A 12,917-nucleotide genomic window follows, 5' to 3' on the forward strand; every position below is an offset into this window, starting at 1 on the left:
AAGCCCCGGAACCTCCCGCCCCCCCGGTCCGCACCGGATTCGGACCGATGCAGATCGCCATCAACGGGGGTGACCGTGCCGGGCCTGGGAATCCTACGGGCTCGTCAGGTCCAGCGCCCAGCGGTCGCCTACCCTGATGAAAAACCAGCTCCGTCCGTCGTGCATGACGCGGATTACTGTAGGCGACTCAAGGATCGCCACCGCCGGAGTTGGCTCGGATCTGGTGGGAAAGCTGATGCTTTCCACCAAGCCGTCCAGACTCAATCGGGCGGGTCGGAACCCTCCGCGGTTCTCCTTCCAGTCGAAGATCACCTCCTCGGCCTCCGGGGGGATCTGGTGGTCCACCAGAAGCTCGGGCCGCAGGTAAAACTGGCGACTGCACCAAATGGTGTAGCCCAGCACTCCGGCCATCAGGATTCCGAAGACAATCGCATGCTTGCGCTTCATAGGGGCGGGCTCCTTTCGGGGTGCCCAAGATCAGCGGTGCCTCGAAATGAAGTCGATGGCGGCAAGCAGCTCGTCGGTCGACATCTCCCCGTGCTGGTAAAGGGCCCGGGCCATGGATATCAGCTCAATTTCCAAAGGTGCATTCCGTTTCCGCAGCTCGTCCTTGGAAATCGCCTTGACCCCGTATCTGGCAAAGTTGGCCGCGATCCGAACCTTGAGCAGATCCACCATGCTGGCGGCTCCCTCCTTCATGCGCTGCTCCGCCACTTCGACGACCGCGTCCAGTTCACCGGCGATCGTCTTGTCCGCCGATCGCGCCGGACCGGTGAGGACGAGGCTGAGGCAGGAAAAACCCAGAAGGGCGAAACGGTGGCTGGTGGGGATGGAGTTCATTGGATGGGCTTGGATTTCGCGGGCGACGGGTGCGGTTTGGAGGGCGGAATTTCTGCATCGGTCGCGCTGGCGTCGACCGACCCGACAGGGCGAAGGCCGGCGGCGACAGCAGGGTTAAGACTAGCCGGCCATCGACCGGGAGTGCCAGCCCGGTTTTCGTCCCCTGAGCCGGCTGTTTCTGGACAACCGGCGCTTCCGGGAGACCATGTGCCCTCCATGAAACCGATGCTCCTGCTCGCGTTCGGACTGATGGCCGCCACGGCTTCGGCCCGCTCGTGGAATGACGAGGTGATCTACTTCGTGATGACGGATCGCTTCCACGACGGGGATCCGGCCAACAACACCCCCGAAGGCTGCGATCCATCGCTGGACGACCCGGCGCAGGACGACATCGACCGTTACCATGGAGGAGACCTGCGCGGGCTGGAGCTGGCGCTGAAGTCCGGCTACTTCAACGAGCTGGGCGTGACGGCGATCTGGATCACCCCGCCGGTGCGCAACGTCTGGCGCTCGGGCTACGACCTCGGTGGCTGGAAAAGCGGCTACCACGGCTACTGGACGCAGGACTTCCTGGACATCGATCCGCACCTCACCAGCGCCACCGCCCTTTCCGGCGAAGCCTATCCGCCGGGGGCGGAGGGCCGCATGCGGCACTACCGCGACTTCGTGCAGCTGGCCCGCGCGAAGGGGATCCGCATCATCCACGACGCGGTGCTCAATCATGCCGGGCCGGTCTTCTACTACGACTCGGACAGCGACGGGGTCTTCGACGTCGAGGAGAAGAACGAATGGGTGCTGCCGTTCCGGCGGTCCGGTTTTTATGACAACGCCAAGTGGGGCGACATCGCGAAATGGAGCCTGCACCGGACCGGGCCGTCCGGGCCGGTGACCCTGCTGGGGCGGGAGATCAAAACCACGGGGGTTCTTGCGGACATCGAGTCTTACGGGCGAAAGGGCTTTTCCTGGGACAGCCTCGGAAAACGGGACGGGGAGGAGGTGATGGCCGACTTCTTCTCGCTGCGCGACCTGTGGACGGATCCCGGCAGCGACCACTTCGACCGTTTGGTCGACGAGTTCGTCGAGATCTACCATTTCTACATGACCGAGGTCGGGGTGGACGGGCTGCGCCTGGACACGGTGAAGCACGTGCACCACGAGTTCTGGGATGCCTTCACCCGGCGCCTGCGGGCGCGTCTCGGCGACCAGGCGAAGGACAAGATCCTCTTCGGCGAGGTCTTCGACGGTGATCCGGCGAAGCTGGGGCAGTACACCTGGCGGGCGGACGCGGCGACCGACCCGGCCCCGTCGCTCGACTCGGTGCTGGCCTTCCAGCTGTGCTTCATGCTGCGGGACTACCTGTGGCGACCGGGCGGGGAATTCGGCACCGCCCACCAGGCCGAGGAGGCGCTCAAGAACCTCTTCGAGGGCAGGTTCGACGACGGGCGCCACTACCTCAATCGTACTCCGGGGCCGGACGGGCTGAATGCGCTGCAGAAGTCGATCACCTTCATCGAGAACCACGACAGCATCAATCGCTTCCGCGTGCGTGGCATCACCGAGCGCCGCAACCAACTGGCGCAGGGTCTGGTGATGACCTTGCCGGGCATCCCGTGCCTTTACTACGGCACCGAGGTCGCGCTGCAGGACACCCGCAGCAACATCGGCGACGACAGCGAGAACGGCCGCATGACCTTGTGGGAGCGCGGGTCGGCACCGACACTCGCGAGCCTGCGCGAGAACGAGAATTTCCGCGCGATCCAGCGGCTGTCGAAGGCGCGGGGCCGGGTGCCCGCGCTCCGTGATGGTGGTTTCAAGGCGTTGTGGTGCGACAGTGGCGACAGCTCCGAAGACGACGGACTGTTCGTCTTTGCACGCCCGATGGAGGATCCGACGAAGACGGTGGTGGTGGTGTGCAACCTCTCGGCGAAGGAATCAACGACCGGCCCCGTGAACCTCGCGGGCCTGGTGCCGGAGGGAGCGTCCCTCACCGGGCACCCGGTGATCGGGGAACCGGGGGAGCGGGTGGCCGCAAACCGCTTCTCGGCGCCGGCCGAATCGCTGGTGATCTACCGGGTCGCGGCGGCGGAGTGAGGCGGCCGGGCCTTTTGACTTTCGACCACCCTGCTCTGCCGAAGCTGCTCGGCCTGAGAGTCCGCGCAATCCGGCGAAGTGGGGGTTGAAGCCGGGGGGCGTCGCGGTATGGTCTGCCCAGCCGAGCATGACCGACTCCGACACCTCATTTCCCAATCCTCCCGCGCCGTCCAGACCCTCGTCGTTGCCGCGGCGGGATTTCCTGCGGGGCCTCGGGGTGGCCTCGGCCGGGGTGGCCTTCGGGGGCGGCCGGCTTTTCGGCCAGGAGACCCTTTCCCCCGAAGCCCTGTATGCCAGGTATGTGCCGGCGGACAAGAGCCTCGATCCGAAGTGGGTGGCGTCGCTCTACAAGCGCGGCCATGAACTCGATGCCGCGATCGCGCATGCCCGCGACGAGGCCGACCTGGAGGTGATCGGGATGCCCGTGGGCGGCATCGGCTGCGGCACGGTCTATCTTTCGGGCGACGGGCGGCTGTGGATCTGGGATATTTTCAACCAGCACCACGAGGGGGTGGTGGCGAACAAGACGGCGAAGAACCCCGAAGGCACCGAGGGCATCCACAAGAACCCGCCGCGGGAGCGCGATGGAGCCAACTTCCTCGAGCCGCCGCGGGTGAAGGATCATCTCAACGGTGTCGACGCCCGCTTCAGCCTCGAGCATGCCGGAAAGGACCGCCCGCTCGACCTTTCGGGTTGGGACGAGGTGAGGTTCACCGGCCGGTGGCCGGTCGGTGTGGTCGACTACGCCGCCGACAAGTCGCCCCTGAAGGTCCGCCTCGAGGCATGGACGCCCTTTATTCCGCTGAACCTGAAGGACTCGTCATTGCCGGTCACGGTCCTCGAGTACACGGTCGAAAATCCGACGACAAAACCTGCCGAGGTCATCCTGCGGGGCCACCTCAACAATCCGGCAGGACGGTTTTCCGGCCTGGAGGCGATGCGCGTGACCGAAGTGATCGAAGGTGACGGCATCGGCGGGCTTCACCACCGGCTCCGCCCGGCCGACGGGGCGGCTCCATTGACCCAGCCCGATGCCGGGTCGATGGCGATCGCGGGGCTGGCGGAAAAAGTAAAGACGGTTCCGGAAGAAGGCGGGGTCACGCTGTCCGGCACGGTGCCGGCCGGGGGCAACCGCACCTTCCGCTTCGTGATCGGCTGGCACTTTCCGAACATCCACCCCAAGGTCGGCGAGAAGGACGAGAAGGGGCTCAAGCGCCACTACGTCAATGAGTTCGACGATGCGGCCGCGGTCGTCCGCCACCTGGCGAAGCGGCTCGACCACCTCTCGAAGCTCACCCGGCTGTGGGTCGAGACTTGGAACGACTCGACGCTGCCGCAGTGGTTGCTCGATCGCACGATCCTCACCGCCAACACGCTGCAGACGACCAACTGCTATCTTTTCGAGGACGGCCGCTTCTGGGCGTGGGAAGGGGTCGGTTGCTGCCCGGGAACCTGCGGCCACGTCTGGCAGTATGCGCAGGGGCACGCGCGGCTTTTCCCGGAAATCGAGCGCCGCCTGCGCGAGAAGACCGACTACGCGGTGGCGCAGAAGGACAACGGCGAGATCCGCTTCCGCGGCACGCGGAACGACATTTCCGCGATCGACGCACAGACCTCCTACATCCTCCGTACTTTGCGCGACCACCAGCTCTCGGACGACCCGGGGTACCTGCCCCGCGTGTGGGAGCCGACGAAGAAGGCGCTCCGCTACCTGATCGACTTCGACAAGGCCGACCCGCGCGGCGGCCTTGACGGCCTACTCGACGGGCGCCAGCACAACACGCTCGACGCCGAGTGGTATGGCAAGGTGCACGTGCTGTGCTCGATGTATCTCGCCTCGCTGCGGGCCGGCGAGATGCTGGCTCTGGCGATGAATGATACCGGCCTGGCGGAGGAACTTCGGGGGATCTACGAGAAGGGCCGTGGCAACATCGGGAAGCTTTACAACGGCGAGTTCTACGAGCAGATCGAGGATCCGGACCACCTCAAGGCGATCGGGGTCGGCAAGGGCTGCTACATCGACCAGGTCATGGGCCAGTACTGGGCGAACCAGGTGGGTCTCGGGCGGCTCTACGAGGCGGAGGAGCAGAAGTCGGCCCTGCGCGCGCTGTGGAAATACAACTTCGTGCCCGAGTATGGGGCCTTCCGCAAGGCCTTCCCGCGCGGGCGCCACTATGCCATCGCCGGTGATTCCGGCCTGCTGATGTGCACCTGGCCGAAGGGTGGGTTGCGCGACGACTTCACGAAGCACTGGCAGTATGCCTACTTCAACGAGTTCATGACCGGCTTCGAGTACCAGGCCGCCGCGCACATGGTCGCCGAGGGGGACAAGGACCTCGTCGAACACGGCCTCGCGATCACCCGGGCAATCCACGACCGCTACTCGGCGACGCGCGGGCGAAATCCCTACAACGAGATCGAGTGCTCCGACCACTACGCCCGCGCCGGTTCGTCGTATGCGGTCTTTCTCGCGCTGTGCGGGTTCGAGTTCGACCAGGCTCGCGGACGCCTCGCCTTCGCACCGGTGGTTCCGGAGGGTCAGAAGCACTTCCGCGCCCCCTTCACCACCAGCAAGGCCTGGGGCACGTACGAGCAGAACGGCGGCACGGCGTCGATCCGGGTCGTGCAGGGCGAGTTGGAGATCAGGGAGCTCGCGCTCGCCATCTTCGGCGACCGCAAGCCCAATGCCGAGCTCAACGGGGAGCCGGTCGAGGGCATCCTCAAGCTCAATGCCGGCGACCGCCTCGAGCTGTCGTGAAGCTCCGGGGCACCACGGCTTGAAGGGCGCGGGTCAGCGCGCGCCGGCTTTTTCGATCGCCTTGCGCTCGGCGTCGGCGTCGTATTTCGGGTTGGTTTCGCGGGGGATCGGCGCGTCGACCTCCTGCTGCCAATCGTGAAGCTTCTGAAGCAAGGCGTCCCGTTTGGCGGGCATCTTTTCGGCGAGATTGTGCTGTTCCCGGATGTCGTCCTTGAGGTTGTAGAGCTCCACGTGGCCGTCCTCGTAGTATTCCTTGAGCTTGAAGTCGCCGACCCGGATCGCGGCGACCGGTCGTGAGCGGAACAGCGGATCCCGCTGCTCGTCGTGGATGCTGTAGCTCTGCAGGTAGGCGGGAAAGTGCCAGTAGATGGGGCGCTCGCCGAAGGTCTTGGTCTTGCCGCGGAGCAAGGGCATCAGACTGCGGCCGTCGAGCGCCTGGTCGGGCGGTTCGACCCCGGCGATCTCACAGAAGGTCGGGTAGAGGTCGGTGCCGATGACCGGCTCGCCGGAGCGACTGCCCGGTTTCACCACCCCCGGCCAGTGGACGAACAGCGGCACCCGGATGCCGCCCTCGAAGTAGGTGCCCTTGTAGCCCCAGAGCGGATCCATGTCGGTGGCCGGACCGTAGCCGCCGTTGTCGGAAAAGAAGATGATCACCGTGTCGTCCTCCTCCCCGAGTTCCTCCAGTGCCTCGATCAGGCGTCCGGTGGCGTCGTCGATGGCCTGGATCATGGTCGCCATCACGACGTGGTCGTGGAGCTTGCCGGGCTTCTTGGCTTCGTATTTCGGCAGCAGGTCCTTCTTCGGATCGAGCGGGGTATGGACGCCGAAGTGGGCGAGGTAGGCGCACCACGGCTGGTCCTTGCTTTCCCGGATGAAGTCGATCGTCCGGTCGGTGAGCATGTCGGCGAGGTATTCGCCCTTGGGCCCGTAGTGGCCGTACTTCGGGGTGAGCTTCTGGTGCTCGACCGAGACGTCGAAGCCCTGGGTCTTCGGATCGGGGCCCAGGTGCCACTTGCCGAACATGCCGGTGCGGTAACCGGCCTGCTGGAGCGTCTCGGCCCAGGTCACGATCTTGTCGTCGAGCACGGTGGTGCCGGTGACGGGCACGAGGCGCCGGTGTTTGGCGTTTCCCCGGGGTCGGGTGCCGACATTGAAAATCCGGTGCCGGGGGGTGTATTGGCCGCTCAGCAGGCTGGCGCGGGCCGGAGCGCAGTTGGCGGCGTTCGAGTAGGCATCGGTGAAGACCAAGCCGTCCTTCGCCAGGGCATCGAGATGGGGCGTCTCGTAGAAGTCCGAGCCCATGTAGCCGGTGTCCTTCCAGCCGAAGTCGTCGAGGTAGATGAAGAGGATGTTGGGCGGCCCGGCGGCCCGGAGCACGGTCGGGACCAGAAGGGCGGACAGGGCCAGGGCGATGGCGGATCGATTCATGACGGAGTGCGTGTTGATTTGCAGACTCCAGCACCCGGTGCCGGCCGTCGATTCAGAAAAAGGCGTGGCGAACGGGCATGTCGCCGTTCCGCCGCCCCCCTGTGAATCACGCTCTTACCGATCTTCGAGCGATCTGCGGATCCTTTGCGGATCCCTCCGGCAGTCGAGAATGCGATAGACCACCACAACGTCGCCCTCGTGAAGGTAGTAGATCGCATACGGTAAATGCTTCGAAAGCAAGCGATGGAAACCGAAAACCTTTCGATGCATCCCACCGTAAAGAACGAGCGAATCGATGTCCGAGATCAGACAGTCCTGAAAGTAGTCACCGACCCCGGCTTCCTGCCGGTCGTAGAAGTCCTTCCCGGCTTTGAGGTCCACGATGGCGGATTCCAGGATCCGGATCCTCATGCTCTGACTCGAAGGCGGCGTTTGGCCTCGTCCCAATCCAGGCGCTGCTCTTCCCCGGCCGCGACACGGGCCTCGGTTTCGCGAAGTGCCGCCTCATGCCACGACGGGGAATCGAAGGCTTCCTCGGCAGCGGTCAGGTCCGCCCACAGGGCCTCCATCAACCTGAGTTTGTCGGGCCGAGACAACCGCATCGCCTGTTCCTGCACGTTCATGGCTTTTCCATACCCCGGATGCTTCCCGGCCTCAAGCTCCGCCTCCCCGATCACGCGTCCGCCAGGTGCCGGTCGTCGATTCAGAAAAAGGCATGCCAGGCGGCGAAGGCCATGCCGGTGATGATGCCCAGCAGCGAAACCACCGTTCCGGTGTGGTAGACGCGGTAGACCGGAACGAGTCCCCAGCACCATCGGAAGTGGCAGAACAGCCCGACGCAGGAATACACGACTCCGAGGGATTTCGCGGTCGCGCCCTTCACCTCGATGTCGCTGTTGCCCTGGCCGAACCAGATCGCCTGCTCGGTGAGCCACGCCGTCGCCCCCGCGTGGAGGATCCAAGCCGGCAGAAGGATGCCGAGCAACACCAACTTTACCCGGCCGCCGGAAGGAGGGTAGGAGAGATCCTCCATCTCCGAGGCGGTGTGGCGGTAGGGATGCTTGAGCCAGGGCATGGACGGGTCGGTTGGATTCAGTCTCCACTCTCCGGCAGCCAGCGGGTCATGCGCTCCCTCGCCAGCTCGACATGCTTTCTCTTCACATGCGCGGCCACGATGCCGAAGGCGACGGCCAGCGCGCCCAAGTCGTCCGAGAACCCGGCGAGCGGCACCAGGTCCGGGATCGCGTCGAGCGGGGCGATGAAATATCCGAGGGCCGAAAGGATCGTGCCCTTCGCCCACTTCGGGGTGTCCTCGTCCTTGAGGGTTTCGTAGAGGGTCAGCACCTTCTCGACGACCTCGATGCCGGCCTTGCGGGCAAAGCCGCCCAGCTTCTTCCGGAGTGAGTCGTCGGAGTAGTCTTTCGAATAGTCGTGGTCTTTCATGGTGGCGACGGTCGGGGGAAACTTCAGTGCCGGCGCTGCTCCGCTTCGATCTCCGCCAGGCGTCGCTGGAGCCGCTCTTTCTCCGATTCGAGGCTTTCGGCTGGACCGGGGGATTCGGCGCCGGGTTCCGCAACGACACGGTCGTTGGTCAGATAGACGCCGCTCATCATCGATGTCTTGACGTGGGCGCGATGGACGCAGCCCTGACGATCCCGATAGACGACCTGATAGATCCTCGAGTCCTTTTCGCCGAACCAGCCCGGACCGAAGGGATCCCAGCTCCGGTCGATCAGTTCGTAGCCCTGGTCTTTCAGATACCGCTCGACCCGCTCTCCATCGAACGAGCCGGCCATCAGACGGACAACGATGGCGAACGCGATGGCGAGAACGATGATGATGGCGGGTTCCATACGGGGGCGATGATGTTCCGGATCCGGGCCGGGGCGACATTACAAAACCGGCCGCGGGTTGTGCCGCCCGCCTTTCTGGCCCTCGACCCTTGCGCATTCGGTGGATGCCCCCTATGCGGCCGGGCCCTCCGCTCCCGACCGATGTTTTCCGAATTTTTCCGCAAAAAGAACGGCAACTGGAAAGACGACACGCTTTCCGGCCTGACCGTCGCCCTCGCCCTGGTGCCCGAAGCGATCGCCTTTTCCTTCCTCGCCGGGGTGAGTCCGGTGGTCGGGCTCTGGTCGGCGGTGTTCGTCGGTTTCATCACCGCCTCGCTCGGCGGACGCCCGGGGATGATCTCGGGTGCGACCGGGGCCATTGCGATCGTCGCGGCCAAGGCGGTGACGCTTGGCAACGAGGCCGGCGGCGAGGAGATGGGGATGAAATATCTGTTCGCCACCCTGATCCTTGCGGGCCTGATTCAGTTTGGTGCCGGGATCCTGAAGCTGGGTCGTTTCATCCGGCTCGTGCCGCACCCGGTGATGATCGGCTTCGTCAACGGCCTGGCGATCGTGATCGGCCTCGGCCAGCTCGGCTTCTTCAAGGAGTTCGCCGGCCTCGCGGAGGACGGGTCGCGCCTGATGGCGTGGCTGCCGATGCCGAAGATGGCGCTCATGATCGGCCTGGTCGTCGCCTCGATGGCGATCATCCACTTCCTGCCGAAGCTCACCAAGGCCGTCCCGTCCGCGCTTGCCGCGATCGTGCTGATCGGCGTGCTCGGCTACTTCGGCCTCTTCGATGCCCGCACCATCGCCGACGTGCTGAAGGACGGCGGCGGCGACGGCACCCTGAGCAACGATTTTCCGCTCCTCGCCGATCTCGGCGGGCTGCCCTGGGGCTGGGAGTTTCTCAAGACCATCCTGCCCATTGCGCTGACCATCGCGCTGGTGGGCCTGATCGAATCGTTGATGACGATGCAGCTCATCGACGAGATGACCGAGACCCGCGGTCACGGCAACCGCGAGTGTCTGGCACAGGGGGGCGCGAATGTTCTTTCCGGCCTGTTCGGCGGCATGGGCGGCTGCGCAATGATCGGCCAGTCGCTGATCAACATCCGCTCGGGTGGCCGTGGCCGGACCTCGGGCATCGTGGCCGCGCTCGCGCTGGCGGCTTTCGTGCTCTTTGCCGGCCCGGTGATCGTCCAGATCCCCATCGCCGCGCTGGTCGGAGTGATGTTCATGGTGGTGATCGGCACCTTCGAGTGGTCGTCGCTGCGCACCTTCGGAAAAGTCCCGGTTTCCGAGATTCTGGTCATTGCGGCCGTGACCCTGGTCACCGTCTTCCTGCACAACCTCGCACTGGCCGTCTTTGTGGGAGTCATTCTTTCGGCGCTGGTCTTCGCCTGGGAAAGCTCGCGCCACGTGCACGTTGAACTGGTTCACGACACGGAGGAGGAGCGCATCTACTCGCTGGAGGGGCTGCTCTACTTCGGGTCGGTGCGGGATTTTGCGGATCACTTCCAGGCCCGCTCGGATGTGCCGAGCATCGTGATCGACTTCGCCCGGGCCCGGGTCTGCGATCTTTCCGGCATCGAGGCGATCAACGCCCTCACCGAGCGCTACCGCAAGGCGGGCAAGCGGCTGCGGCTGCGCCATCTCTCGAAGGACTGCGCCCGCATGCTCAATCGCGCGGATGCGTTGATCAACATCGAGATGGCCGAGGACGATCCGGACTATCTGGTCGCGCGCATCCGTCCGCAGCAGGACTGATCGGAGCGCGGGGAGTGCAAAGGATGAGTATGCCGCCTTGTTCGGGGCCGGTCCAGAGGACCCCCGGCACTCGCAATCCGCAGGATTGCGCCACGACGGGCCGCGCGGACACGGATCGTTCTTGTTGGACACGGTCCTGCCCTGCATTCTCACCGCGGCGCCGGGTTCGTCCCGTCGCCAGCCTCCGGGAAGCCCGTGGCACGGGCAGGAAATAGATGGGGAATCCGGTGCAAATCCGGAACGGTCCCGCCACTGTGACCCGGCTTCGAAGGAAGCGGGGAAGTCAGATCGCCAGCCCGGGGTGCTTGTCACAGACGACCTGCGGATTTCAGGTCAAGGACTCGAAAAACTAGAATGCACCCGAAGAAATCGTCCGGCCCGCGCCGGACGGCCAAGTCGTGCCGCCCCTTGCTGGCGGCGCTCTCCCTCGCCTGCCCTGCGCAGGCCGAGATCGAATCGGAACTCGACCCCCTGGTCGTCTCCGCGCTGCGAACACCGGTCGAGCCCGGCCTGATCACTTCGGCGGTCACCTCGCTGGACCCGCGGGATCTCGAAAAGCGCGGGGTCCTCGACCTCCGCGATGCCCTGAACGAATCGCCCGGGGTGATCTCGACCTCCACGGCGGGCCAGACCGGGGCGGCGGGATCGCTGTTCATCCGCGGCACCACCACGGCCGATTCGCAACTGATCGTCGACGGCATCCGGCTCAGTGATGCGACCACCCCGCTGGGCAACTTCCTCGCCGGGACCCGGCTCGACGACCTCGGCCGCATCGAGGTCCTGCGAGGCCCGCAGTCGGCGATCCACGGCGGGGAATCGGTCGGCGGCGTGCTGTGGCTGGAGACGGCGAACGGCCGGGACCGGCCCGGCGGACGCCTGCGGCTCGAAGGGGGCTCTTTCGACAGCCACGACGCGCACCTGTCGTACGGCGGCAGCAACGAGGCGTTTTCGTGGTTCGCCGGCATCGGCAAGGGAGGCACCCGGAACGACGCGATCGACCAGGACTTCCGGCGCTCGCGGGCGGCGCTGCGATTCGAGTGGATGCCGGCGGAGGAGGTCACGCTCGGCGTCACCTTCCGCGCGACCGACTCCCGTTTCGACTTTCCCGGATTCTTCGGCCCGAACGTGGATGAACTCGATGCCGCCCTCGGGACGATCTATCTGGAGGCACGCCCGACGGATGCGTGGCTGGCGCGGATGACGATGGGGTATTACCGGGAAAGCTACGACAACCAGGGATTCTTCGGAAACTTCGGCACCGACCTCGACCGAACCGCGATCCACACCGACCACGTGATCGACTTTGGTCCGCACCATCGCCTGCTGGCCGGTGCGTCCTTCGAGCAGACCGACTTCTCCAACACCATCGGCACCGATGTGTCCGCCGACCGTTTCGGTGCCTACCTCGGCTGGCAGTGGCGACCGGTCGACCGCTTCGTCACCGATGCGGTGCTGCGCTGGCAGGACGACCAGAGCTACGGCGACGAGTTCACCTGGAGGGTTGGCGCGGCGTGGGAGTTCATCGAAGGCACCCGCGTGCGTGGCGGGATCGGCCGTGCGTTTCGCGCGCCGACCTTTCTCGACCTGTATGGGACCGCGTTCGGTGCCGGTGATCCGAATCTGAAGGCCCAGACCAGTCTCGGCTGGGACCTCGGGATCGAGCATCAACTCGCGGAGGATCATCAGCTCACGCTGACGTGGTTCGAGAACTCGATCGAGAACCGCATCCGCTCGCTGCCGACCCCGCCCGTGAACCTGCCGGGAGACACGCCGGCCCGGGGGCTGGAAACGGCAATCGATGGATCATGGTGCGACGGCCGCTACGGCTATCGCCTGGCCTGGACCTTTCTCGACGAGTCCCTGCAGGACCAGCCGGAGCACACGGCCACGGCCTCATTCGATTGGCGCCCGCTCGATCGGCTCTTGCTCGGCGTCGGCGCGACCTACGTCGATGAGCGGAGCTACGGCGGCGCGCCGCTGGACGACTACCTGCTGCTGCGCATCTACGGCAGTTACCGTATCAGGGACCACCTCACGGTCCATGGCCGGGTCGAGAATCTCGCCGACAGCGGCTACCAACTGTCGAACATCGGCGGCACCGTGGTCGAGGGTTCGGGGCTTGGGGCCTTCGCGGGGGTGACGGCGGAGTTCTGAGGAGGAATGGGAGGTCAGACACTCTTGTCTGACAAGCCGGG

Annotated in this window: 12 protein-coding genes and 1 riboswitch; of the genes, 4 read left to right on the forward strand and 8 right to left on the reverse strand. The window is 65.4% G+C overall.

Translation table 11 applies throughout. The features are described from left to right. Nucleotides 1–93 precede the first annotated feature (93 nt). Together ACG2LG_RS01455 and ACG2LG_RS01460 are read right to left on the reverse strand one after the other, a co-directional pair. On the reverse strand, nucleotides 94–447 hold the full coding sequence (locus tag ACG2LG_RS01455; RefSeq protein WP_396255690.1) for a hypothetical protein: 354 nt from the start codon (nucleotides 445–447) through the stop codon (nucleotides 94–96). Between the two features lie 30 nt (nucleotides 448–477). Continuing rightward, nucleotides 478–840 (reverse strand): hypothetical protein, encoded by a 363-nt coding sequence (locus ACG2LG_RS01460; protein ID WP_396255691.1) that lies wholly within the window; start codon nucleotides 838–840, stop codon nucleotides 478–480. A gap of 216 nt (nucleotides 841–1,056) precedes the next feature. Here ACG2LG_RS01460 and ACG2LG_RS01465 point away from each other — a divergent pair, with 216 nt between their 5' ends. After that, on the forward strand, nucleotides 1,057–2,931 hold the full coding sequence (locus ACG2LG_RS01465; RefSeq protein ID WP_396255692.1) for an alpha-amylase family glycosyl hydrolase: 1,875 nt from the start codon (nucleotides 1,057–1,059) through the stop codon (nucleotides 2,929–2,931). 127 nt (nucleotides 2,932–3,058) lie between these two features. Further along, complete coding sequence (locus tag ACG2LG_RS01470; protein WP_396255693.1) at nucleotides 3,059–5,689, forward strand: GH116 family glycosyl-hydrolase; 2,631 nt, start codon at nucleotides 3,059–3,061, stop codon at nucleotides 5,687–5,689. A 33-nt stretch (nucleotides 5,690–5,722) separates the two neighbouring features. On the opposite strand, the gene ACG2LG_RS01475 is transcribed toward ACG2LG_RS01470, so the two are convergent. From ACG2LG_RS01475 to ACG2LG_RS01500, 6 genes are all read right to left on the reverse strand, one after another. Further along, a complete protein-coding gene (locus ACG2LG_RS01475; RefSeq protein WP_396255695.1) occupies nucleotides 5,723–7,120 on the reverse strand; it encodes a sulfatase in 1,398 nt (465 codons plus the stop codon). A gap of 114 nt (nucleotides 7,121–7,234) precedes the next feature. Further along, nucleotides 7,235–7,531, reverse strand: a complete 297-nt coding sequence (locus tag ACG2LG_RS01480; protein ID WP_396255696.1) for a type II toxin-antitoxin system RelE/ParE family toxin — start codon at nucleotides 7,529–7,531, stop codon at nucleotides 7,235–7,237. Continuing rightward, a complete protein-coding gene (locus tag ACG2LG_RS01485; protein ID WP_396255697.1) occupies nucleotides 7,528–7,743 on the reverse strand; it encodes an addiction module protein in 216 nt (71 codons plus the stop codon). The genes ACG2LG_RS01480 and ACG2LG_RS01485 overlap by 4 nt, the downstream gene beginning before the upstream one ends. 80 nt (nucleotides 7,744–7,823) lie before the next feature. Continuing rightward, nucleotides 7,824–8,195, reverse strand: a complete 372-nt coding sequence (locus ACG2LG_RS01490; RefSeq protein WP_396255699.1) for a hypothetical protein — start codon at nucleotides 8,193–8,195, stop codon at nucleotides 7,824–7,826. 17 nt (nucleotides 8,196–8,212) lie between these two features. Then, on the reverse strand, nucleotides 8,213–8,563 hold the full coding sequence (locus ACG2LG_RS01495) for a YkvA family protein (RefSeq protein ID WP_396255700.1): 351 nt from the start codon (nucleotides 8,561–8,563) through the stop codon (nucleotides 8,213–8,215). A gap of 23 nt (nucleotides 8,564–8,586) precedes the next feature. Next, nucleotides 8,587–8,973 carry a hypothetical protein gene (locus ACG2LG_RS01500; RefSeq protein ID WP_396255701.1) on the reverse strand — a complete coding sequence of 129 codons (387 nt, stop codon included), beginning with the start codon at nucleotides 8,971–8,973 and terminating at the stop codon, nucleotides 8,587–8,589. Nucleotides 8,974–9,114: 141 nt separating this feature from the next. Between ACG2LG_RS01500 and ACG2LG_RS01505 the strand changes: the two genes are divergently transcribed. After that, entirely contained in the window at nucleotides 9,115–10,722 is a 1,608-nt protein-coding gene (locus tag ACG2LG_RS01505; RefSeq protein ID WP_396255702.1) for a SulP family inorganic anion transporter, read from the forward strand. 169 nt (nucleotides 10,723–10,891) lie between these two features. Next, nucleotides 10,892–11,037: riboswitch (cobalamin riboswitch) on the forward strand. Nucleotides 11,038–11,076: 39 nt separating this feature from the next. Then, nucleotides 11,077–12,876 carry a TonB-dependent receptor plug domain-containing protein gene (locus tag ACG2LG_RS01510; protein ID WP_396255704.1) on the forward strand — a complete coding sequence of 600 codons (1,800 nt, stop codon included), beginning with the start codon at nucleotides 11,077–11,079 and terminating at the stop codon, nucleotides 12,874–12,876. Nucleotides 12,877–12,917 lie beyond the last annotated feature (41 nt).

This window comes from Haloferula sp. A504, assembly GCF_044385805.1.
In the GTDB taxonomy this organism is placed as follows: Bacteria; Verrucomicrobiota; Verrucomicrobiia; order Verrucomicrobiales; family Akkermansiaceae; genus Haloferula.